This window comes from Gordonia alkanivorans (assembly GCF_004011905.1).
In the GTDB taxonomy this organism is placed as follows: Bacteria; Actinomycetota; Actinomycetes; order Mycobacteriales; family Mycobacteriaceae; genus Gordonia; species Gordonia alkanivorans.
In genome coordinates this window covers 579,829-603,358 of sequence record NZ_CP027114.1, presented here as the reverse complement: position 1 = coordinate 603,358, position 23,530 = coordinate 579,829, and the positions used below count along the sequence as shown (strand labels likewise).

Sequence of the window (23,530 nt, the reverse complement as noted above, 5' to 3'; positions counted from 1 at the left end):
CCGCGGTCACATCGCGTGCGGGAACACCGTCAGCATGTGCGCGCCGAACCACGAACTGCCGACGACGATCGGAACGACGACGAGGCCGGCGATCACCGGCCGCGCCCGGGCGAGAGCCATCGCGAGCGGGATGAGAAGGACGAAGGCGGGCAACAGGAGTCGCGGTCTGCTCATCATCAGGCCGCTCGACAGCACGATCTGGGCGACGAGCAGCGAACCGAACAGCAACACCGGCCACGGCAGCCGCGCCCAGACCGCCACACCGAGCATCACCAGTGTGCTCAGGACGATCCACGACGTCGCGGTCGGGGCCACCTCGGCGGAATTGACCAGCTGTTCGTTGACGAAGTTGAATGCGGCCACACCCCAGTCGAACTCGGTGTCCCAGCCCTCGGTCTGGATGCGGAACCATCCCGTCGGCGAACCGGTGTGGGCCCAGACGACGCCCAGATAGGTGAGGTATCCCAGCGGACTGAGGACGATCGCAGCGACGGCACGCGCTCGGTCCGCGCCGGTGACCTCGGCGGAGCTGCGGCCGGTCCACAGGAACACCAGCGCGGCGAGGACCACCACGCCGATGACGACCGCGGCGGTCGGCCGGCAGAATCCGCAGAGGCCGGCCATCACCCCGGCCAGAAGCCAGCGTTTCTCGAGGATTCCGATGAGTGCCCACGTCGCGAGGGCACAGAACATCGCCTCGGTGTAGGCCATGTTGAGCACGATCGACATCGGGGTCGCCGCGAAGAGCACCACCAGGAGCAGTCCGGTGGCGCGCTCGGGGGCGGGGCCGATGGGGGAGCGACGGGACATCAGCCGCGCGCACACCATGCCGAGCCGGGCCGCGCCGACCGCGGCGATGCATCCGAGAACGAGATTGAGGGTCAGCGCCGCACCGAACGGCGTCACACCGGGCAGCTTCGCCAGGAACCCGACCAGGTACGGGTACCCGGGGAAGAAGGCATATGCGGTGTCGGCGGTGTGGATTCCGCGCGCATCGGTCAGGCTCGCCGGCACCCCGTCGTATCCGTGGGTGGCGATCGCCAGCATCCACTGCCCGTCCCACACGGTGAGCGCCTTGCCGAGCGTGATGTCGCGCAGGTCCGCGAACCGTGCGAGCGTGAGGATTCCGATCGCGCGGATGACCAGATAGACGACGAGGGCGTCGAGGCACCAGCGATACCGGCGGACCCAGTCGGCGAACGGGGGTCCCGGGTCGGCGGAGCGTCGGGCCGGCGTCGAGCCGCCCGGAGAGATCGGCCGGCCGTCGACTCCACCCGTGCCCGGGTCGGGGTCGGGACGACGGCCCGGATCGTCGACGTCGGTAGGGGTGGCCACCCGTGGAATCCTAGGTCGTCGCGGACGACCACCGGCGACGTGCCGTGTGCGACGGATCACAGAACGTCGGTGACCAGGTCAGAGCTGCAACCTGCTGCCCGGTAAGGTTGTCCGAAGCAAGCTGACGTCTATCGAACCGGCGCACGAGCCGGCGGGAGGTAACTCGACGTGGCCCTCGTGGTGCAGAAGTACGGCGGATCCTCGGTCGCAACGGCCGAACGCATCCGTCGCGTTGCCGAGCGCATCGTCGAGACGAAGAAACAGGGCAACGACGTTGTCGTCGTCGTCTCGGCGATGGGCGACACAACGGACGAACTGCTCGACCTCGCCCAGCAGGTCAACCCGGCGCCCCCGGCGCGCGAGATGGACATGCTCCTGACCTCGGGTGAGCGCATCTCCAACGCGCTGGTGGCGATGGCCATCAGTTCGCTTGGTGCACATGCTCAGTCGTTCACCGGCTCACAGGCCGGCGTCATCACGACGAGCTCACATGGCAAGGCCAAGATCATCGACGTCACGCCGGGACGCGTTCGCAGCGCACTCGACGAGGGCAAGATCGTGCTGGTCGCCGGGTTCCAGGGTGTCTCGCAGGACACCAAGGACATCACCACCCTCGGCCGCGGAGGCTCCGACACCACCGCCGTCGCGCTGGCAGCGGCCCTCGAGGCCGACGTCTGCGAGATCTACACCGACGTCGACGGCGTGTACTCCGCCGACCCGCGCATCGTCCCCGACGCCCGCCGCCTCGACAAGGTCTCCTTCGAGGAGATGCTCGAGCTCGCGGCCTGCGGCGCGAAGGTCCTGATGCTGCGGTGCGTGGAATATGCCCGCCGGTACAACGTTCCCGTTCACGTGCGCTCGTCGTACTCGACCAAACCCGGCACCGTGGTGACCGGATCGATGGAGGACATTCCCGTGGAAGAAGCCATTCTCACCGGCGTCGCACACGATCGCAGCGAAGCCAAGATCACCGTCGTGGGTCTCGACGACAAGCCGGGCTTCGCCGCCAAGGTGTTCCGTGCCGTCGCCGACGCCGAGATCAACATCGACATGGTGTTGCAGAACATCTCGAAGGTCGACACCGGCAAGACCGACATCACCTTCACCCTGCCGCGCGAGCTCGGCCCGCTTGGTGTCGAGAAGCTCACCAAGCTGCGCGAGGAGATCGGCTTCACCGAACTGCTGTACGACGACCACATCGGCAAGGTCTCCCTCGTCGGCGCCGGCATGAAGTCGCACCCGGGCGTCACCGCCACCTTCTGTGAGGCCTTGAGTGAGGCCGGCGTGAACATCGAGCTGATCTCCACCTCGGAGATCCGCATCTCGGTGCTGTGCCGCGACACCGAACTCGACGACGCCGTGCGCGCACTGCACGCCGCCTTCGATCTCGGTGGCGAAGAAGAAGCCGTCGTCTACGCAGGAACGGGTCGCTGATCATGGGTGTACGTATCGGAGTCGTCGGCGCGACCGGTCAGGTCGGTGCCGTCATGCGAACCCTCCTGGAAGAGCGCAACTTCCCGGCCGACGAGGTGCGCTTCTTCGCATCGCCGCGGTCGGCGGGCAAGAAGCTGCCGTGGGGTGACGGGGAGATCGTGGTGGAGGACGCGGCCACCGCCGATCCCGCCGGTCTCGACATCGCCCTGTTCTCCGCGGGCGCCACGATGTCCCGCGAGCAGGCGCCGCGGTTCGCCGCCGCCGGTGTCACCGTGATCGACAACTCGTCGGCGTGGCGCAAGGATCCCGATGTGCCGCTGGTGGTCTCGGAGGTCAACGGGGAGCTGGCGAAGAACCCGCCCAAGGGCATCATCGCCAACCCCAACTGCACCACCATGGCAGCGATGCCGGTGCTCAAGCCGCTGCACGACGAAGCCGGACTGCAGCGTCTGATCATCTCGAGCTACCAGGCGGTCTCCGGTAGCGGTCTGGCCGGCGTCGAGGAACTCGCCGGACAGGTGCGCGCCGTCGTCGGCGACGCCGAGAAGCTGGTCCACGACGGCTCGGCCGTCGACTTCCCGGCCCCGAACAAGTACGTCGCACCCATTGCGTTCAACGTTGTGGCACTTGCCGGTTCGCTCGTCGACGACGGCACCGGCGAGACCGACGAGGATCAGAAGCTGCGCAACGAGTCGCGCAGGATCCTCGGTCTCCCCGAGCTTCTCGTCAGCGGAACCTGCGTGCGTGTGCCCGTGTTCACCGGACACTCGCTGTCGATCAACGCGGAATTCGCCGAGCCGCTGTCGGTTGCTCGTGCCCAGGAGATCCTCGGTGCCGCAGCCGGAGTCGAGCTCACCGACGTGCCGACGCCGCTCGCCGCGGCCGGCAAGGACAACTCGCTCGTGGGTCGTATCCGCCAGGATCCGGGTGTCCCGGACGGTCGCGGCCTCGCGCTGTTCGTCTCGGGTGACAACCTCCGAAAGGGCGCTGCTCTCAACACCATTCAGATCGCCGAGCTGCTGGTCTAGTCGGCCTTCGAGGCTCGCACCTCAGGCAGCGAGGGGGAGACGGCTGCCGCCGCCTCGGTGATGATCTCTCGCATCGACGCCTCCGCGGCCTTCGGGTCGCGGAGGCGTATCGCTCTCGCCACGTCGTCGTGCAGTGCGATCGCGGCCGGGTTCGGGGTCGGCGGCATCATCCCGTGATGGGTTCGACCGGCGAGCACCTCGCCGACGACGTCGGCCAGCGACCGGAACATCTCGTTGCCGCTCGCCTCGAGCAGGGTGCGGTGAAAGACCTTGTCGGCCAGCAGGTACGACTCGAGGTCGCCGGTCCGTCCGTGGACGGACATGTCCGACACCGCGGCCGCGAGGATGCGGCAGTGGTGCTCGTTCGCTCGTTCCGCCGCCAGCGCGGCCGCCACGGGCTCGAATCCGCGTCGTAGCTCCGACAGGGTCGCGAGAAACTCCGCACGGTCCGCGCCGTCGAGACGCCACCGGATCAGTCGCGGGTCGAACACGCTCCACCTGGTGCGCGGCTGGATGGTGATGCCGACCCGGCGCCGCGACTCGACGAGTCCCATCGATTCGAGGACCTTGATCACCTCGCGTGCCACGGTCCGCGACACCCCGTGCTCGGTGCAGATGGCGTCGAGCGTCAGCACGCTGCCCGCCGGCTGTGCCCCCGAGACGATGCGCCTACCGATGGCGGCAAGGGTCTCGTCGTGGCGCTCCGTGGTCCGGCCTGTGCTCTGACTCACGCTTTCATCTTCTCATTAGCGGCGCAAGGAGCGAATGTGCGTACGTATTGCTCAAGAGACTTGCATAAGTATGACTATTGAGGCAGTCTCCGTGATCAGCAGCACAGCGATGTGGAGGACTTGGCATGCGATCACCGGTGGTCGTGATGGGTGTTTCCGGGTCGGGGAAGTCGACAGTGGGAGCCGCGTTGGCGCAGCGTCTTCGCGTTCCGTTCGCCGACGCCGACGACTTCCACTCGGAGGAGAACATTGCCAAGATGTCGGCGGGTCGGCCGCTCGACGATGACGACCGCCGTCCGTGGCTGGAGTCCATCGGCGCCTGGCTCGCCGAGCACGGTGACGGCGGGGTGATGAGCTGCTCCGCTCTCAAGCACGAGTACCGTGACCGTCTGCGCGGGCACGAGTCATCGGTGCTGTTCGCGCACCTCGTCGGCTCGGTCGAGGTCATCGCCCGCCGGCAGGCATCGCGGCCGGGGCACTTCATGCCGACGGCGCTGCTGAAATCCCAGTTCGAGACCCTCGAACCCCTGACCCCCGATGAGCGCGGCCTGACCGTCGACGTGGACCAGAGTGTGGACGCCATCGTCGACGAGCTCGTCGCGTCGCTCCCCGACGGCGAGGAGAACTGAACATGTCGTCGACCACCACGATCCTCGCCGCGAGTGCGGATCTGCCCGAGCCGGTCGCGCCGGGCTGGCAGCTCGTCGTCGCGGCGCTGACCGGTATCGCGGTCATCGTCATCGCGATCACCGTCGCCAAGGTCCACCCGTTCCTCGCGCTGGTCGGCGGCGGTGCCACGGTCGGCATCGTCGCGGGGGAGTCGATCCCGACGGTGCTGGATTCGTTCACCACCGGATTCGGTTCGACCGCAGCCGGTGTCGGCATCCTGATCGCTCTCGGTGCGATGTTCGCGAAACTCCTCGCCGATTCCGGGGGCGCCGACGAGATCGTGGACACGATCGTCGGCCATGCCTCCCCACGGATGCTGCCGTGGGCGATGGCGCTCGTCGGCGCGATCATCGGTCTGCCGATGTTCTTCGAGATCGGCCTCGTCCTCCTGATGCCGGTGATCTATCTGGTGGCCAGACGCTCGGGCCTGGGGCTGATCCCGATCGGCATCCCCGCGCTGGCAGGCCTCTCGGCCATGCACGGCTTCGTGCCACCGCACCCGGGCCCGCTCGTGGCGATCGACGCCCTCGGCGCCGACCTCGGCCTCACCCTCGCACTCGGTGTGGGCGTGGCGATCCCGACGATCATCGTCTCGGGCCCGCTGTTCGCCACCGTCGCCGGAAAGTGGGTGACGGTCGAGGCGCCACACACCTTCGACGTCGACCCCGACGACGGTCCGACCACCAAGAGGCCCTCCTTCGCCGTCACCATGTTCAGCGTCCTGCTGCCGGTCGTCCTGATGCTGGGCAAGGCGCTCGCCGAGATCTTCATCTCCGACGAGGACCAGCTCCTGCGTCGCGTTCTCGACATCCTCGGTACGCCGCTGATCGCCCTGCTCATCGCCGTCGTCGTCGCGATGTTCACCCTCGGCCGCGGCTCGGGGATGGACCGCGAGACGATCTCGAAGTGCACCGGTGCGGCGCTGCCCGCCATCGCCGGCATCCTGCTGATCGTCTCCGCCGGCGGCGGTTTCAAGCAAGTCCTCGTCGACACGGGAATCGGCACGCTCCTGGCCGACTGGGCCACCGGCGCGAACGTCCCGATCCTCGTCCTCGCCTGGGTGCTCGCCGCGCTGATCCGCCTGGCCACCGGCTCCGCGACCGTCGCGACGATCACCGCGTCGTCGCTGATGCTCGGACTCGTCGACGGATTGAGCTCGGGTGAGGTCTCGCTGGTCGTCCTCGCGATCGGTGCCGGCTCGGTCTTCCTGTCGCACGTCAACGATGCCGGCTTCTGGCTGGTCAAGGAGTACTTCGGCATGACCGTCGGCCAGACCTTCAAGACCTGGTCGATGATGGAGACCCTGCTCTCGGTTAGCGGCCTCGTCGTCGTGTTGGCACTCGGCCTGGTGATCTGACCGGGCTGACGCCGCCCGCTGAAAAGCGCCCCTGGGATCGACCCCCAGTAGCCGCGCCGGCGACATAGTGTCGTCGAGCCCGCGCTGAAGGGCGGATCCCGGGGGCGGTTTTCGGTGACGGCGCGGGTGGTCACAGCGCGGATGAGGACCCAGTCACCTGACTCAACTTACTGTGGGGTAGGTTACTCGCCCATGAAGCTGAAGTCGGGAATGAGCGTGGGGTGGCGCCGCAGGTCACGCCTGCGAAAGACCACGATTGCGGGTGCGGTGGCAGCTGCTTGTGCGGCTGCCGTGATGAGTCCGGCGCCGGACGCGACTGCGGCCGATTTCTACACACCGCCGGCATCCTTCGCCACCGAGCCCGGCTCGGTGATCCGGAGTCAGCAGATCCCGCTGCTCCTGCAGATCCCGGGTGCTCCCGGACAGTGGCCGGGTACGGCCCGCAAGGTCATGTACACCTCGACCTACCAGGACGGAAAGCCCGCGGCGGTCACCGGCACCGTCGTCGAGCCGACCGCGCCGTGGGCCGGGAAGGGTCCGCGCCCGACCGTCGTCGTCGGCCCGGGCACCATCGGTCAGGGTGACCAGTGCGCGGCGTCGAAGCTGATGAGCCTGCCGATGTCGATCGACATCACCAAGCCCAGCATCGGCGTCAACTACACCGCGCCGGAGATGTTCTACATGCTGCTCAACGGTGTTCGGGTGTTCGTCACCGACTACATCGGCATGGGCACCCCGGAAATCCACACCTACGTCAACCGCTCGGAGACCGGCCACGCCATGCTCGACGGCGCCCGGGCGGCGTTGCGCGCGTCGGGAGCCCCGGCCGACGCGCCGGTGGGATTCGCCGGCTACTCGCAGGGCGGTGGCGCGGCCGCTTCGGCGGCCGAACTCGCCGCGACCTACGCACCGGAACTGAACGTCCGTGCCAGTTACGCCGGTGCGCCGCCAGCCGACCTGGCGAAGGTCATCCCGGCCATCGACGGGAGCACCATTGCCGGGGCCATCGGCTTCGCCATCAACGGCCTCACCCAGCGGTACCCGCTGGTCGCCGACGTCGTGCAGCGGGAGACCAACTCCTCCGGAAAGGCTGCGCTGAAGCACATCTCGACCAGCTGCATCGGCGACATCATCCCCGCCTTCGGCTTCCAGCAGACGAAGAACTGGACCCGCACCGGCGAGACGCTCTCCTCGGTGATCGCACGGTCGCCGGTGGTGCAGAAGGTCGTCGGCGAACAGCGCATCGGTCGGCTGAAGCCGAACGCTCCCGTCTTCCTCGAAGGTGGCCTCCACGACGACGTGATCCCGTATGGCCAGGTTGCGCAGCTCGCCGCGGACTGGCGGGCCCAGGGCGCCGACGTCCGGTTCGTCACGAACCCGACGCCGCCGATCCTGACCAAGTCGATCGTCAACCACGTGGTCCCGATGCTCGGCACCTTCCTGCCCGGCATGGAGTTCGTCCTCGGCGAGTTCCGGAAGTAGTCGAAGCGCAGAACCACTCGACGCGGATCCACTCGACGCAGGACCACCCGAACCGCAGACAGGGTCCGCCGGCATCGCTCCGGCGGGCCCTGTTCGTACCGGTGGCCCGGATGGCAGGATCGAAGGATGAACGATCCGCACGGGCCGGGGGACCCCCACGATCGAGACCCCGAACGCATCCCGACTCAGGCAGAACTCGACGCCGAAGATCTCGCCGAGTTGGAACGATCGTCGCGCGACCGCGACCAGGCGGCGCTCTACCCGCCGCGGCCGGCCGACCCGGGCAGCCCGCCCGCGGCCCTGGCACTCCACGCCCGCGTCGTCTGGTGGGGTGCGGCGGTCATCGGACTGGTCCTGGCGGTATACGGCTTCTTCAACCTGAGCACCATCACCGACGACCTGCGGCAGCGCCTCCTCGAGGGGGTCGTGACCGACCCGGCCAACTCCGCACCGGAGGACCAGGTCGAGACGCTCGCCGGATTCTTCCCGCCGTTCATGCTGGTCATGATCGTTGTGGTGCTGGTGATCGAGTACCTCCTCCTCGTGGCCGCGGTGACCCACCACAGCCGCCACTGCCGCAACTTCTTCCTCGCTGCCGTGGTGGTCCACCTCCTCTGCATCCCGGTGGGCGTCGACCTCCTCTTCCGCTATCCCGACATCTCGTCGACGATGGTCGTCATCAGCTGGGTGCAGTTCGTACTGCTGGTGATCGCCGCCCTGCTCACCGCGCGCCGGTCGGTCAACATCTGGCTGCCGGAGTCGACCCGGATGAAGCCGACCCGCATGCTGCGCGGTCGCTGACACCGTGGAGTGTCGTATCGCTGCCGACACTCCACGGCCGGTTTGTAACGCCCGCCACCAGGCGGTTTGGTCGGAATGAATACGGGTACAGGCCGGTTGGAAAGAACGTTGGTTCTACGCAGCTGAACATCCACCCACCTGAACCCAGGAGGATCTCCGATGGCAATCGAACCCGTGTACACCATTTCGTCCAAGGCATCCGGCGGAGGACGCGACGGTGAGGTGGTCTCGGCCTCGGGCCAGATCGACCTCGACCTCCAACCGCCGAAGGAGATGGGTGGCAGCGGCGACGGTTCCAACCCGGAGGAGCTCTTCTCGGCCGGCTACGCGGCGTGCTTCCTCGGAGCACTCCGAGCGACGTCTGAGGCGGCAGGAAGCCCGGTGCCCGACGACTCCACCGTCAACGTGACTGTCGGCATCGGCAAAGACCCCGCCGACGGTGGCTTCGGACTGACCGTGGCGATCGATGTCTCGATCCCCGGCGTCGACGAGGCGAAGGCACAGGAGCTGGCGAACAAGGCGCATGAGTTCTGCCCGTACTCCAAGGCCACCCGCGGCAACATCGAGCAGAAGGTCACCGTCACCGTCTGACGCGTCGCCCGCCACCAGAACCAGTCGTTTCTTCCATCCGACGGGGCGTAGAACTCAGTCCGACACAGCCCTGCGGTAGCACCCCAGATATGACAAGAAAGGACGCTCTTGATCATGACCACCCCCATCACCAGCACCCTCACCGACGAGCAGCAGTCTGTGGCCGGTAAGGCCCTGCAGGACACCCTGGTCGACCTCATCGACCTCACCCTGATCGCCAAGCAGGCCCACTGGAACGTCGTCGGCAAGCAGTTCCGGTCGGTGCATCTCGACCTCGACGAGCTCGTCACCGTGGCCCGTGAGTTCACCGACGCCGCCGCCGAGCGCGCGACCGCCATCGGCGTCAGTCCGGACGGCCGTGCCGAGACCGTGGCCAAGACCGCCAACACCAAGGGCTTCGGCGAAGGCTGGACCAAGGACACCGAGGTCGTCGACGCCGTCGTGGCGAACCTGAAGGCGGTCATCGCCGGTCTCCGCGAGCGCATCGAGGTGACCGAGGAAGCCGACCCGGTGACGCAGGATCTGCTCATCTCGTTCGCGTCGAAACTCGAACAGCTGCACTGGATGTGGCAGGCGCAGTCCGCCTGACCAACCGGATGAGCCCTCAATCGGGGCCTCTCACAGCAACGGACCCCGCCACCGGCGGGGTCCGTTGTATTCGACTGTCTCGGTGGCTCTTCGACGAAGGCGTCAGTCGCCCGCCGGCTCGCCGGTCTTCGTGTCGGCCACCTCGGCAGCGGGCGTGGACACGCCCGCGTCGTCGTCGGCGTAGGAATCGCGGAAGGAGACACGCGGGGTCGACGTCGAGTGGTACAGCGCGATGCCGGTGAAGACGAGTGCGGCCAGGATGAAGATCGCCGAGGCCGCGATCGTGACGATGTGGACCACGGTGGCGTACACGCCGTCCAGCGGCCCGACCGCGACTGCTCCCGCGGCGGCGAGGACTGCACCCAGCAGGGCCCAGGCCGCCGAGCGAATCCACGGCGCCACCACCGATGCGTAGAAGAGACGCTGATAGATGGTGAGCGAGAACTCGTCCACCGCTGCCAGTCGGACCTCGTCATCGCCTGCGAGCTCGCGCAGCTCGCGCGCCAGTGCTGTCTGTCGTTGCAGGGTTGCGGACTCCCGTTCGCGGTAGCGCACGAATGCAGCCGCACCGAACGCCGACGCGAGAAGACCCAACCCGACCATCACACCCCAATAGTCCACGGCACACACGCTACAACGCGGTCCGACACCGCTCGTGAACCAGGTCACATGCCCGCCGGTCGGTGCCGGTCACGACGGTGTGGGCCGAGTACGGGTGCTTGCCGGAGGTCGTAGGGACGTGCTGCCGCTGATACGTTGGGCGACCGTCTGCGCCAACGCTGGTCGAGACCCGTCCGACCCCTGGTCGAGCGGAGCCGAGGACGGGAGGAATGCACTGGTGACGATTCGGATGATCGGGGCGTCGATCGTCTGCGTGATGGTTGGGCTCTTCATCAGCGCATCGGCGGGGCAGGCCGAAACCGACCGGGTCCTGGCGTTCGCCGACCCACGGCCGGGTGCCGCCGTTCTGACCGGCGCGGAACCGGATTCGGTCCTCGTCAGCCGCGAGTTCTACTCCCGATCCGACGAGGCGATCCTCCTCGGGCCGGGTGCCCTCGACGATCCCGAAACCCGGCAGCGCGTCGCAACGGCCGCCGGTGAAAAGCACGTCCCGGTGCTCACCGTGCGCCCGGAGACCGCGCACAGCGTCGATGAGGAGTTGCGGCGGCTCGGTGTCCAGCGGGCGGTCCGCGTCGGCGAGATCGACGGGCTCGACAACCGCAGGTCCATCGACCTCGAGGACGTGCGCGGCAACCTGCGCCCGAGCGCGGACGAGCCGATCGTGATGGTCGCCCGCGGTATCCCGATGGACGCGATGCTGACCGCCCGTTCTGCGGGGCGCGTCGTCGAGGTGCCCGTCCCCGACCCCAGGGCAGGTGCCCACGCCGTCGCTGCGGTGAGCGGCGCGTCGTCGGCGACCCCGATCCGCGCGGTCGGTCCCGGCTTCGGCGACGACGAGACGTTCGCGGCCCGTGTCGATCAGGCGCGTCGGACGCCGGAGCTCCCCGGCGGTGGGCAGATCGTGTTCCCGGGCCGTCGAATGGTCGCGCTGTACGGTTCGCCCGATGCGCCGGCGTTGGGTCCGCTCGGCCGGCAGGGCATCGAGGCGTCGATCGACCGCGTCCGGCGACTGGCCGCCGACTATCAGCAGGTCAGCGCCGAACCGGTGGTCCCGGCGTTCGAGATCATCGCGACCGTCGCGTCGTCGGAGCCGGGCGAGGGGTCCCGGTATACGAACATGATCGACCCGGAAGTGCTGCGGCCCTGGGTCGAGGCCGCCGGCCGCGCCGGGGTCTATGTGACCCTCGACTTCCAGCCCGGACGCATGGACTTCCTGGCGCAAGCCCAGCGGTATGCGGACCTCCTGGCGCTGCCGCACGTCGGGTTGGCGCTCGACCCGGAGTGGCGTCTCAAGCCGGATCAGGTGCACCTCACGCAGATCGGGTCCGTCGAGGCCGACGAGGTCAACCGCACGTCGGATTGGCTCGCGGGGCTGGTACGCGATCGGGGACTGCCGCAGAAGCTGTTCGTGCTCCACCAGTTCGACGCCGGCATGCTCGCCCAGCGGAAGAACATCGTCACCGATCGACCCGAACTGCAGGTGGTCCTGCACGCCGACGGGCACGGGACGCCGCCGGTGAAGATGGAGACCTGGCGCAGATTGCTACACGATCTCCCCGCGGGAGTGTGGATGGGCTGGAAGAATTTCTACACGGAGGACAAGCCGACGTTCTCGCCGGCGACGACCATGGCGGTCGCGCCGACACCCTGGTTCGTCTCGTACCAGTAGCGCCGGGAGGCCCACCTCCGGGCTCCGACCGGTGCCCGGGACACGCTCCACAGGGAGGAGCCCCGGTGACCACCACCCCCGCCGACCTGGCCGCCTGTCCGACGCGCGGCGAACGTGCCGACCCGCTGACGATCCTCGCCGCACAGGCGCGCAACCGCGTGCCCGAACTCATCCCCGTCCGGCACGCGCGGATGGCGGCGACACCGTTCACCTTCTATCGCGGCGCCGCCGCGGTCATGGCCGACGACCTGTCCCGGACCCCCGACACCGGCATCATCACCCAGCTGTGCGGGGATGCCCACCTCAGCAACCTCGGCCTGTTCTTCAGTCCGGAGCGTCGAATGGTGTTCGACCTCAACGACTTCGACGAGACCCACATCGGTCCCTTCGAATGGGACGTGAAACGACTGGCCGCGAGTTTCGCGATCGCGGGACGTGACAACGGGTTCGACGACACGACCAACCGCAAGATCGCCAAGACGGTGGCGAAGGCGTACCGCCGGACCATCAGACGGAGCGTCTCGATGACGACCCTCGAGTGCTGGTACGCCGGAATCGATGTCGAGTCCATGTTCGCGGATCTGGGCGATCGCCTGGACACCTCGATGACCGAGCGGACGCAGAAGGCATTGCGCAAGGCCCGGCACCGCAACAGCGCGCAGGCCCTGGCCAAACTCTGCGAGATCGACCCGGATGGCAACGCGCACATCCGCAGTGAACCGCCCTTGTTGGTCCCCCTGACGGAACGCTTCACCGACGAGGACGCCGCCGTGGTCGAGGAACGGGTCCGTGAGCGCGTCGACAGTTACCGGGCGACACTGCCGTTGCATGTGCAGACCCTGCTTGCCCAGTTCTCGCTCGTCGACATTGCGTTCAAGGTCGTCGGTGTGGGCAGTGTCGGAACCCGCGCGTGGATCGTGCTGATGATGGGCAGAAATTTGGAGGACCCGCTCTTCCTGCAGGTCAAGGAGGCACAGCGGTCGGTCCTTGCCGATCATGTGCCGTCATCGGGTTTCGACAACCAGGGACAGCGCGTCGTCGAGGGCCAGCGGCTCCTGCAGGCAGCCAGTGATCTCTTCCTCGGCTGGTCGACGGGACTCGACGAGAACGGCGATCGCCGTGACTTCTACGTGCGCCAGCTCCGCGACGGCAAGGGGTCGGTCGTCGTCGAAGCGCTCGGACCCGATGCGATGAAACTCTATGCGCGCCTGTGCGGGATGGCACTCGGTCAGGCGCACGCCCGCACGTCGACGCGGTTCGACATCGCGCGGTATCTGTCCGAGACAGCGGGTTTCGCCGACGCGATGGCGGAGTTCTCGATCTCCTACGCTGATCTCAACGACGCCGACCACGTCCAGATGACGGCGGCGATCAACCGTGGCGAGCTGAGTGTGCACGACCTCGCCGCGGAGGGAAAGAGCTGACGCGTGCCCGGCTGTGGTACACAGACCGCAGGGCGAACCGACAGTGAGAGCCGACAGGGAGACGTGTGCATGGACGACGCGACATTGCGGGATCGGGTGCGGGAGTTGATGGCTCGCGCGAAGTCGGATCTGGCGGAGATGGTGCGGTTCCGGTCGGTCCACGACCCGCAGCAGTTCCCGCCGGAGGAATGCGACGGGATGGTCGACTGGCTGCTGACGGCCTTCCGTGAGCTGGGCGTCGACGATGTCGCCGCGCATGTGACCAGTGATGGTTCCAAGGCGGTCACCGGACAGATCCCGGGCCCCGAAGGCGCGCCGACGGTCCTGCTGTACTTCCACCACGACGTGCAACCTCCGCTGGGTGACGACGAATGGGATTCCCCGGTTTGGGAGCTGACCGAGCGCGACGGTCGCTGGTTCGGACGCGGAGCCGCCGACTGCAAGGGCAACATCGCCGTACACCTCACCGCGTTGCGTGCGCTCGCCGGCGACCTCGGCGTCACCGTGAAGATCATCGGCGAGGGGTCCGAGGAACAGGGGACCGGCGGACTCGAGCACTTCGCGGTCGAGAACCCCGACCTGTTGCGCGCCGACGCCATCCTGATCGCCGACTCCGGCAACTTCGCCGTCGGCAGACCGAGCCTCACCACGACGCTGCGCGGCATCGCCAACATCGACGTGTCGGTCGAAACCCTGGAATCGGCAATGCATTCCGGGATGTTCGGCGGAGCCGCACCCGATGCGCTCGCCGCCCTCATCTCGATGCTCGCCACCCTGCGCGACGAGCACGGCAACACCACGATCACCGGCCTCGAAGCCGACGCCGAGTGGCCCGGCGTGTCCTATCCACCCGAGCAGTTCCGTTCGGATGCAACGGTTCTCGACGGCGTCGAACTCGTGGGGTCCGGGTCGGTGTCGGACATGGTGTGGGCGCGGCCGGCGGCGACGGTGCTCGGTATCGACTGCCCACCGGTGGTCGGGTCCTCCGCGGCCGTCCAGCCGCGGGCACGGGCGCGCATCAACCTCCGCGTGCCCCCGGGAATGGACCCGACCTACGCCCAGGACGCGCTCATCGAACACCTCAAGGCGGTCACCCCGTGGAATGCGCGGGTGTCCTTCGAACGCGAGGCGGTGGGTTCGCCGTTCGTCGGCTCGACCTCCGGCCCGGCCTACGAGGCGCTCACCGACGCGCTGGCGACCGCCTACGGCAGCGAGGTGCTGATCCAGGGGCAGGGCGGGTCGATCCCCCTGTGCAACGTCCTGCAGAGCACCTTCCCGGACGCCGAGATCATGCTGTTCGGTGTCGAGGAACCGCAGTGTCTGATCCATGCGCCGAACGAGAGCGTCGACCCGACGGAGATCGAGCGGATCGCGCTCGCCGAGGCTCTCTTCCTGCGTGATTACGCGTCCCGCGCGGCGGAGGCGCCGAAATCGGAGGCCCCGAGATCGGCCGCCACCACCGCGGGCGAGGTCTAGCGGGAGTCGGGTTCGCCGGCGAACCTCCGGACCAGGAGGTCCTTCAACTCGGGTCGGCTCGCCGCGACGAGGACGAACGACGCCTCACGGAACAGACGCTCGGCGTCGCTGCCGCGGAGCAATGCGGCTCTTCCTGATTCAGAGTGCGTGCAAGCGTTCTGCCAGGCCGCCGGAGTGGATGAGTGACCGCAAGATGTAGTGGTTGAGGTTGCGGAAGCCGAGCGCGATCCCGCGTAGGTGTTCCAGGCGGCCGTTGATCGCTTCGACGGGCCCGTTGGAGGCGCCGGTGTCGAAGTAGGCCAGGATCTCGGTCCGTCGAGCCCACAGCGAGCGGCCGAGTTGGGCGAGTTCGGCGAGTTCTTTCGGCACGCCGGTGTGGATGCGTTTGAGCAGCTTGTACATCGCGATCTTCCCGTCTCGCTTGTGCGGCTGGTCGTAGGCGTCGATCAGGTCTTGATAGACGGCGTAGGTGACCGCGACCGCCAGGTGTTCCTCACGCGCTTCGAGGCCGTTGGTGATGCGGGTCTTCTGCTTGTCGGTCAACAAGCCGATTCGGGTGAGCAGGGGGCGGCGGATGCCGTAGAGCGGGTCCCCGCTGCGGCCGCGGTGTCCGCACGTATCCTGTTGTACGCGTTTACGACACACGGTGAGCTTGTCTGCGGCCAAGTGCAGCACATGAAACGGATCCATCACCGCACGCGCCTTGTCCAGGGTTTCAGCGGTCGCGGTGCGATACCCGGAGAAGCCGTCCATCGTCACCGCCTTGATTCGGTCACGAAACGCAGGATCGCGTGCAGTCAGCCAATCCTTCAACGCCGCCTTGGAACGGCCGGCGACCATGTCCAACAAACGTGCCGGGCCGGTACCGTCCACGATCGGTGTCAGGTCGACGAGCACGGTCACGAAACTCGAATCACCCCTGCCGCGAACGTGTTTCCACTTGTGCTCATCCACCCCAAGGACTCGCACACCGTCCAGGCGGGCCGGTGCGGACGCCAACGAGCGGGCTGCGTCCAGCGCAAGGGTGTTCACGGTGTTCCAACTCATCCCGATCGCAGCGGCGACCGCTGTCACCGACATCTTGTCGACGATCATCGCCCGAAGAATCCAGGTCGTGGTGCGCCGGGTGACCTGTGCCCGCGGCGCCACGATCGTCGAGATGTCGGCACGAAAGATCGTGGTGGGACAGTCCGGGTTGTCGCACAGATAGCGCGGCACTGCGATATGAAGCCGGGTCGGGTGCCCCGCGATCGGCAGATCAGCAACCTCACGATCGATGTGGTCACGCAGTCGTCCCGGCCGCCCGCATCCGGGACAGGTGTTCGTCGGTTCCAGGACCTCGCAGAACACGTGGGTGCGGTCCTCGCCGTCGAGGGCGGCGTCGGTGATCGTCACCCCGAGCTCGATGGTGCGGCAAATGGTGTCGGCAATCGCGCTACGCTGCAACATGGGTCCTGTCGGTGTCGGGCTGATGGTGTGAGAACTTTCATCCTCACACCGCAGGACCCGCCTACACCTCCAGCGACACCGCCCATCACCCCGCGACCTTGATCACCTACATCTAGTGGTCACGAGAACCCGTTCTGCGCACCGTCGTTCCGGAAGAGCTATCAAACGGGCCTTTCTGACCCGCCGTGTCGTTGCGTCGGCGGGAACAGTCGCCGCGCTGTTTTTAGTAGGACCGGTCGCGACAGCAGCCGCCGATGAGGGCGGTTCCGACTCAGACTCGAGTGCGTCCTCATCGGAAAACGACACTGACTCGGGCGTGGGGGGCGCATTCCACAGACGACGTTTCCTCGTCAGATCCCAGATCCAACGGCGACATGCCAGCGAGCTCATACCCGACGGCCACTGAAGGCGAACCCGGCACTCCAAACAGCGGTGCCGAGAGTGGCAATAGGGACGACCAGGCCGAACCCGCCGATGGCTCGGGAGCTGAGCCCACCGGGGACCTCAACGGTGAGATCACACCTCCGAACAACCCGGCGGGCGATATCGAAGGGTCAAGCCCCGAGTAGTGGTGTAACTCGTTTCTGATCCTTCGTTGGATTTCTAGGCGGGCAACTCGATCAGTGGGTCGGTGATGGTCTCCGTTGTTGTGGTGGTGTCGGTGGTCAGGGTCAGTCGGCATCGGTTGAGGACTTCGAGTCCGAGGTAGCGGCGGCCTTCGGCCCATTCGTCGGTCTGTTCGGCCAGGACGGCGCCGATGAGGCGGATGATGGCGTCGCGGTTGGGGAAGATGCCCACAACGTCGGTGCGGCGGCGGATCTCGCGGTTGAGCCGTTCGGTGGGGTTGTTGGACCAGATCTGGCGCCACACGTCATCGGGGAAGCCTGTGAAGGCCAACAGGTCCTCTCGAGCGTCACCGAGATGGTCAGCAACCTTGGGGAGTCTGCCTTCGGTGTATTCCAGGAGTCGGTCGAACTGCTCGTGCACCGCGGTGGCGGTGGGCTGGTCATACACGCTGTGCAGCATCGCTTTGACCGCCGGCCACATGGACTTGGGGCACACCGCCATCAGGTTGGCCGCGTAGTGGGTACGGCACCGTTGCCACACGGCGCCGGGCAGGTTCGCCGCGATCGCCTCGACCAGTCCGGCATGGGCATCAGAGGTCACCAGACGCACCCCGCCCAGCCCGCGGGCGACCAGATCGGCGAAGAAGGTGTTCCAGGAGGCTTTGGTTTCGCTGGTCGCTACTTGCATGCCCAACACCTCGCGGTGGCCATCGCCGTTGACACCGGTGGCCAGCAGGACAACGGCTTTGACGACCTGCTTGTTCTCGCGGACTTTGATCGTCAGGGCATCTGCGGTGACGAAGGTGAACGGCCCGACCTCGTCGAGGCGACGATGGCGGAATGCTGTGACCTGTTCGTCGAGGTCGGTGGCCATGCGTGAGACCTGTGACTTCGACAGTGAGTCGATGCCGAGTGTCTTGACCAGTTTGTCCATCCGGCGGGTCGATACACCGGCCAGGTAGCAGTCGGCCACGACGGTGATCAGCGCTGACTCGGCCCGCTTGCGACGTTCGAGGAGCCACTCGGGAAAGTAGCTGCCCGAGCGTAGCTTCGGAATGGCGACTTCGACGGTGCCGACCGGGTGTCGAGGGGGCGGTGACGGTAGCCGTTGCGGCGGTTGGTGCGTTCGGCAGATCGTGCGTTCCATTCGGCACCGCACACGGCGTCGGCATCCGCCGAGAGCAGGGCGTTGATCATAGTCTGTAGCAGTTCGCGCATCAGATCCGGTGACGCGTCTGCGAGGGCTTGGCCAAGAAGGCCGGCAGGGTCGACAATATGGGGTGCGGTCATCGCGATGACTCCTCGAGGATTCTGTGGAAGGTTGACTCGAAGGATCACGCGGTGGCCGCTTTGCATCGGTCAACAACACAGCGTCAGACACGATCTCGGCCACCGAGTTACACCACTCTATGGGGCACTACTTATCGAAGTCGAGGAATCAGGGACTACTGGCCCACTGTCCCCGGAGATGTCGGGGCCAACGTCACCGAAATGACCGAGCCGGGTTGACCCAGTTACCCAGCGTGCCCTCGTTGATCTCCAGATCTCGGGCGACCTGGCGATCGGCTCACCTGTCTCTTCGACGATCCGGACCGCCCCATCCCGGAACTCCCGGTCGTACTTCTTGCGCTTCTCTGGCATCGTGCTCATCACTATCGATGCCTCTACGGTTCGGGGGAACCACGACGAACGCGCCGGAATAGTCGTTCCCGTCCTGCTCCTTCGCCACGCTGCGGCGTCGCCTGTTCGGGGAAACCACGTCAGTACTGCCTCGTCCTCAAGTCGCACACAGGTGATTCAGCGACTGCCGCTGTCATGCGGGCTCGAATCGTATGTGTTCGGGACATCGTCAAGGTCGCTGTTGACATCCAACACCGAATCGCTCCACTGCTTGGCCACGATCGAGTTGAAGTCCGGAACCGGACCGGAAACACCCGAAATCCCGGAGATACCCGTGGGGGTCTGGCCGACATCGCTCAGGTCGGCTCCAGGCAACGGGGTGAACGTTCCGGTCGCGCCGTCTCCGGCGGGTGTGGCATACGGGGTGAAGGTTCCCGTGGTGGGGTCACCGGGCGCCGCAACATATGGCGCGAAGGTTCCGGTCGAGCCCGCCGGCGTCTGTGTTCCACCCGTGGGGCCCACCCAGCTGTCGAGCTGACCATCACCATCAGTGTCTGTGCCGTAGCCCTGCCCGAGCACACCGACCGTTTCGTCGACACCGTCTTGATCGTGGTCGAAGGCGAACACATCCAACTGCCCATCACCATTGATGTCGGTGGCCATCCCGTCCTGAACGCCATCCTGGTTGGAATCCAGCGTGACGGTGTCCGCCACGCCGTCGCCGTTCAAGTCGTGCCCGTAAGCGTCGGCGATCCCGTCTCCCGTCGTGTCGACGCCGCCGGCAGCTCCCGCGTTGGTGCCTGGCGCGGCATAGATCCCGGCTGCGGCCGCTGAAGCGACTCCGACGTCGGAATAGCCATCAGTGGAGTAGTCCGACCACGTCGGGTCAGCGGTCTCGCTGACCGCCACCCCCGGAACATAACCCTCACTGTCGATGTAGCCCTCACCATCGGACCACCCGTCACCGTCGTTGTCGACGATCGCGTAGTCGACAAATCCGTCGCCGTCGGTGTCGTAGCCGACCCCGTTCGCAACTCCATTTCCATCGGAATCGATCAACTGCGCGTCGTCGACTCCGTCAGCATTGGTGTCGTACACATAGGTGTTTGACGCCGTTACGGAGATTGATGTGTCGACTCCAGACGTCGCAGTTTCTTCATAGGTCGTCTCGGCGTAGGTGGTTTCGTAGTCCACGGCTTCCGAATAGGTCGGGTCGACGTATGACTCGGCGACAGTTTCGGACGTGGCCGGTTCGGTGTAGGTCGAGGTCACGTCGTAGACCGGTTCGGTGTAAGTCGGCTCCGCGTAGGTCGAGGTGTCCTCGTAGTACGTCGGCTCGGCGTAGGTCGAGGTGTCCTCGTAGTACGTCGGTTCGGCGTAGGTCGAGGTGTCCTCGTAGTACGTCGGTTCGGCGTAGGTCGAGGTGTCCTCGTAGTACGTCGGTTCGGCGTAGGTCGAGGTGTCCTCGTAGTACGTCGGTTCGGCGTAGGTCGAGGTGTCCTCGTAGTAATACGACGCGTCGAAATAGGCTGTGTCGTCGTAGTAGCCTTCACTCATCGATCGCTCCCTCGAATCTGCGGGTTATACACCGTGAGAGCGTCGCGACCCAGGAAAGGTTCCCTCCGCTTGCGACCTCGCCAGCAAGATCACCGTCGAGGAACCTGCAGCTGCCGCATCCTTCACCGTTCTTGGTCTCAATTGAGATTGCCGCGAGTAGCATTCGAACCCCCAGGTACATCTTGTGAGTCCACTGATCACGAAAGGTCCCCCGAACAGACGGAAGACGGCCTGGGCTGGAACAGAATCGCCTCGGCATTACTTGGATGATGTCAAAGTTGGATTTCTGACGCTGCGTACGTGCAGCTGAGAGGACCGTCGTGCCAGGAAGTCAACTGTCTCGCATCGCCATCGACTTCGGTACCACCAACAGCTGTGCGGCCGTCGCGATCGGTGATGACGAGCCAATCACTGTCCGCCTCGACGCAGGTGACACGATGCCGTCAGCTGTTTTCGTCGATGCCGACACGATACTTGTCGGTAAAGCGGCCCTCAACAACGCCCTGCTCGACCCGACGGCCTTCGAACGCTCACCCAAGCGTCGAATGGCCGAAGGACACATACATCTCGGCGCTCGCATGTGCGCAGTTCGTGACCTCGTTAGCGCCGTCATCCATTGCGCGTTGAGTACCGGGCAGCGCGTCGCCGGCTTGGCCCAGCCGTTCAACGAAGTGCTGCTGACCCATCCCGAGGAATGGGGTGACACCCGCCTCAGCCTTCTTCGTGAAGCCGCGTACGCGGCAGGCGTCGCTCCTGACCGACTCCACCTCATCTCCGAACCAGCGGCAGCCGCCGCTTTCTACACCGCCAACGAGTCAACGCCGACGTCACCGACGAACGGCAACTACAACAGCCTCCAACAACTGTGTGTATTCGATTTCGGCGGTGGCACCTGCGACGTCGCTGTGATGCAGGCTCAGTCCGACAACACCTACACCGCGATTGCCTCCCGCGGGGACAGCTCACTCGGTGGTGACGACTTCGACGAGCGACTACGCGGCTGGACCTACGAACAACTCTCCCGCAACCACCCTGAAGCATTGGCTCAACTGTCCAACGTCTCCACGCAGCTCACGCTGATGGATCAGATCCGAACCTCGAAAGAAGCACTGTCCACGGCCAACCGTGCGGTCATCGGCATCCCACACAGCAGCACCGCACTACAGATCACCCGCACGGAGTTCGACCACCTCGTTAGCGACCTCACAGACCGTGCCAGCCGCCTGACCCGTGACGTCATCGCGGACGCAGGGGGCGGGACAATCGAAATCTACCTATCTGGCGGATCCAGCAGCGTCCCCGCAATCCACGCCGCACTCAGACACCTCGGTCACATCCGAGAACTCGGCGACCCCAAGACAATCATCGCTCGGGGCGCCATCGCCCACCGCAGAACAGTAACCCGGCAGCCAAACGACAGGACGCCGAAGGGCGACGCGCAGGATCCGAGCGCTATTCCCATAGCTCCGCCGAAACCAATAGTGCCATCCAATGTCTCGATGAAAGAAATCTACAGTAGAGATCAACGTCCCGAGCACGAGAGCACTCTGGCGAAGCTGCGACGTCTGGACCGGCACATGCCGGCATGGCAGCGATGTAGCGTCAGTGTCGCGCTGCTGTTGCCCTTCCTTTCGTTCTGGGCATTCGCCATATGGTTGACAGATCAAGGGAACCTCTCGGAGCCCGGCGACTGGTTCGTCATCATCGCATTATCAGGATGCTTCTGCGCGATTCTCGTGACGCGATCGACAAATCCAGTACTCCTCTGGTGGGCTGCCCCGGCCGGCGCTCTCGGCGCGTTCGGGACCCTTATCATGAACTACTGGCAAATCTGGCCTCTCCTCATGATCACCGGCTGGAGCCTGGCGAGACGTTCTTCGAGAGCGTGGCCCTTCGGAACCGCGAGCGCCGCAACCCTGTCAGTCTTGATACCGCAGCCAGTGGGACCATTTATCCCCATGGGCTTCTTCTGCTTCGGAGTCCTGACGAGTTGGGCAGCAGACCTTCTCGCGGCGCGGGTTTTCACCCACGACACCGCGACGCCATCCGGGTCGTAATGTCCGTCGGGTCTCGGGTCGGGGGTCCCGTACCCGTTTAGTTCCCAGCGGCGCGTGGGACGACCAAGCAAGCGTGCAGTCCGTCGCCATCAACACTGAATCGCTCAGGTGAATACACCGCCATTGGCATCTGCCCACAGCCGATAGCCCTCGCATTCCTCATCCGATACCGACGAGTGTTGTACCAAGATCGGGTTCCATGAAAGAAATTCCGTCCTCGCCAACGGCAAATGCCCGATACCAATCGGGCCGTCGCCGCCCGTGACCGACCCTAGTTGAAGGGTCGCCGGATTGAGCTCGCTTGGCGCACCATCAAATCTGTTGGAGTACAAGCGAAGGTGCACGATTCCGCTCTCGATTACGAGAACCTTGGCGACCGCCCATTGCTCGTCACTCGGGTAGGTGACGATGTCGCCGGCTCGCCATTGCTGGTCGACGGCCCGGAACTGCGGGTCGATGACCAGGGAGCCGAGCAAATTGTCGATCTTGGGGCCGAGAACGTCGAGCGCGGCGACCTCGCACTTTGCGGAGGCCACTATCGCGCGACCACCTCCAGCCGAGGCCAGCACCTTGAACCGATAGACAGTTCCGTCAGACAATGCGTCGAGTTCGAGGACCTCTGCGGGCTGATCACCAATCACGCCGCGTTCACCTGAGATCAATTGAACCTCGTCATAGAGACCCGCGAGATTATTGGCAGCCGATTCGGCTATAGCTTCGATATCGAAGTGTTCGGGCACTGGACCGCACTCGACTGCTACGGCAGCGCCGTCGAGATAGAGACGCATCGTGTCCTCGCGCCTCCATTCTGCGTCGGCACCGTTTGCCACATCCACGCGCCGCCCGTACACCCCTCCAGAACTGCCACCGCTCATGCTGTCCTCCTCACTCTTGCGGGCCACGCCGCGACTGTTCGTTTCAGGGTCAGAGGCACCATTCAGCCATATAGTTCCCGCACAGCACGATCACGCTCTCCGGAGTGACGTCGGATCTCTTCCTCGCGCTTGCCTGCATGGCCATTAGAACGAGTTTCTGCCCCACCCAATTGGGCCGAGGCCGAAAGTCTTTGACTAGT

General features: G+C 65.9%; 18 protein-coding genes and 2 pseudogenes. 12 read left to right on the top strand and 8 right to left on the bottom strand.

Annotation, left to right across the window (positions count from 1 at the left end; all coding sequences use genetic code 11):
- Positions 1-6: 6 nt before the first annotated feature.
- The gene (locus C5O27_RS02800; RefSeq protein ID WP_127961860.1) at positions 7-1,335 is read right to left on the bottom strand and encodes a glycosyltransferase family protein; all 1,329 of its coding nucleotides are present in this window, start codon (positions 1,333-1,335) and stop codon (positions 7-9) included.
- Positions 1,336-1,503: 168 nt separating this feature from the next.
- On the opposite strand from C5O27_RS02800, the gene C5O27_RS02795 reads away from it, so the two are divergent.
- Together C5O27_RS02795 and C5O27_RS02790 are read left to right on the top strand one after the other, a co-directional pair.
- The gene (locus C5O27_RS02795) at positions 1,504-2,769 is read left to right on the top strand and encodes an aspartate kinase (RefSeq protein ID WP_127961859.1); all 1,266 of its coding nucleotides are present in this window, start codon (positions 1,504-1,506) and stop codon (positions 2,767-2,769) included.
- 2 nt (positions 2,770-2,771) lie between these two features.
- Positions 2,772-3,797 (top strand): aspartate-semialdehyde dehydrogenase, encoded by a 1,026-nt coding sequence (locus C5O27_RS02790; protein WP_006358996.1) that lies wholly within the window; start codon positions 2,772-2,774, stop codon positions 3,795-3,797.
- On the opposite strand, the gene C5O27_RS02785 is transcribed toward C5O27_RS02790, so the two are convergent.
- A complete protein-coding gene (locus C5O27_RS02785) occupies positions 3,794-4,528 on the bottom strand; it encodes a FadR/GntR family transcriptional regulator (RefSeq protein ID WP_127961858.1) in 735 nt (244 codons plus the stop codon). The genes C5O27_RS02790 and C5O27_RS02785 overlap by 4 nt on opposite strands.
- 125 nt (positions 4,529-4,653) lie before the next feature.
- Here C5O27_RS02785 and C5O27_RS02780 point away from each other — a divergent pair, with 125 nt between their 5' ends.
- The 6 genes from C5O27_RS02780 (at position 4,654) to C5O27_RS02755 (ending at position 10,016) form a co-directional block, all read left to right on the top strand.
- Complete coding sequence (locus C5O27_RS02780; protein ID WP_035754697.1) at positions 4,654-5,157, top strand: gluconokinase; 504 nt, start codon at positions 4,654-4,656, stop codon at positions 5,155-5,157.
- A gap of 2 nt (positions 5,158-5,159) precedes the next feature.
- Positions 5,160-6,554 (top strand): GntP family permease, encoded by a 1,395-nt coding sequence (locus tag C5O27_RS02775; protein WP_035754699.1) that lies wholly within the window; start codon positions 5,160-5,162, stop codon positions 6,552-6,554.
- 192 nt (positions 6,555-6,746) lie between these two features.
- Positions 6,747-8,036 carry a lipase family protein gene (locus C5O27_RS02770; protein WP_127961857.1) on the top strand — a complete coding sequence of 430 codons (1,290 nt, stop codon included), beginning with the start codon at positions 6,747-6,749 and terminating at the stop codon, positions 8,034-8,036.
- A gap of 126 nt (positions 8,037-8,162) precedes the next feature.
- The gene (locus tag C5O27_RS02765) at positions 8,163-8,837 is read left to right on the top strand and encodes a hypothetical protein (protein WP_042378170.1); all 675 of its coding nucleotides are present in this window, start codon (positions 8,163-8,165) and stop codon (positions 8,835-8,837) included.
- A 159-nt stretch (positions 8,838-8,996) separates the two neighbouring features.
- A complete protein-coding gene (locus tag C5O27_RS02760) occupies positions 8,997-9,428 on the top strand; it encodes an organic hydroperoxide resistance protein (RefSeq protein WP_006359003.1) in 432 nt (143 codons plus the stop codon).
- 114 nt (positions 9,429-9,542) lie between these two features.
- Complete coding sequence (locus C5O27_RS02755) at positions 9,543-10,016, top strand: Dps family protein (protein ID WP_006359004.1); 474 nt, start codon at positions 9,543-9,545, stop codon at positions 10,014-10,016.
- A 102-nt stretch (positions 10,017-10,118) separates the two neighbouring features.
- On the opposite strand, the gene C5O27_RS02750 is transcribed toward C5O27_RS02755, so the two are convergent.
- Positions 10,119-10,646, bottom strand: coding sequence for a hypothetical protein (locus C5O27_RS02750; protein ID WP_127961856.1), 528 nt, complete (start codon positions 10,644-10,646; stop codon positions 10,119-10,121).
- Positions 10,647-10,854: 208 nt separating this feature from the next.
- On the opposite strand from C5O27_RS02750, the gene C5O27_RS02745 reads away from it, so the two are divergent.
- The 3 genes from C5O27_RS02745 (at position 10,855) to C5O27_RS02735 (ending at position 15,206) form a co-directional block, all read left to right on the top strand.
- Positions 10,855-12,306, top strand: coding sequence for a hypothetical protein (locus C5O27_RS02745; RefSeq protein ID WP_127961855.1), 1,452 nt, complete (start codon positions 10,855-10,857; stop codon positions 12,304-12,306).
- A gap of 65 nt (positions 12,307-12,371) precedes the next feature.
- On the top strand, positions 12,372-13,730 hold the full coding sequence (locus tag C5O27_RS02740) for a DUF2252 domain-containing protein (RefSeq protein ID WP_006359007.1): 1,359 nt from the start codon (positions 12,372-12,374) through the stop codon (positions 13,728-13,730).
- A 69-nt stretch (positions 13,731-13,799) separates the two neighbouring features.
- Positions 13,800-15,206, top strand: coding sequence for a dipeptidase (locus tag C5O27_RS02735; protein WP_127961854.1), 1,407 nt, complete (start codon positions 13,800-13,802; stop codon positions 15,204-15,206).
- Here the strand turns inward: C5O27_RS02735 and C5O27_RS02730 are convergent.
- From C5O27_RS02730 to C5O27_RS02715, 4 genes and pseudogenes are all read right to left on the bottom strand, one after another.
- Positions 15,203-15,340 (bottom strand): annotated as a pseudogene (locus C5O27_RS02730) (acyl-CoA dehydrogenase family protein); the annotation flags it as partial. The gene C5O27_RS02735 and the pseudogene C5O27_RS02730 overlap by 4 nt on opposite strands.
- Before the next feature lie 4 nt (positions 15,341-15,344).
- Positions 15,345-16,655 (bottom strand): ISL3 family transposase, encoded by a 1,311-nt coding sequence (locus C5O27_RS02725; protein WP_127961853.1) that lies wholly within the window; start codon positions 16,653-16,655, stop codon positions 15,345-15,347.
- Positions 16,656-17,258: 603 nt separating this feature from the next.
- Positions 17,259-18,511: pseudogene (locus C5O27_RS02720) on the bottom strand (IS256 family transposase).
- A 507-nt stretch (positions 18,512-19,018) separates the two neighbouring features.
- Positions 19,019-20,398, bottom strand: coding sequence for a hypothetical protein (locus C5O27_RS02715; protein ID WP_127961852.1), 1,380 nt, complete (start codon positions 20,396-20,398; stop codon positions 19,019-19,021).
- Positions 20,399-20,718: 320 nt separating this feature from the next.
- Here C5O27_RS02715 and C5O27_RS02710 point away from each other — a divergent pair, with 320 nt between their 5' ends.
- The gene (locus tag C5O27_RS02710; protein WP_127961851.1) at positions 20,719-22,455 is read left to right on the top strand and encodes an Hsp70 family protein; all 1,737 of its coding nucleotides are present in this window, start codon (positions 20,719-20,721) and stop codon (positions 22,453-22,455) included.
- A gap of 104 nt (positions 22,456-22,559) precedes the next feature.
- On the opposite strand, the gene C5O27_RS02705 is transcribed toward C5O27_RS02710, so the two are convergent.
- Positions 22,560-23,357 carry a hypothetical protein gene (locus C5O27_RS02705; protein WP_127961850.1) on the bottom strand — a complete coding sequence of 266 codons (798 nt, stop codon included), beginning with the start codon at positions 23,355-23,357 and terminating at the stop codon, positions 22,560-22,562.
- Between the last annotated feature and the right edge of the window lie 173 nt (positions 23,358-23,530).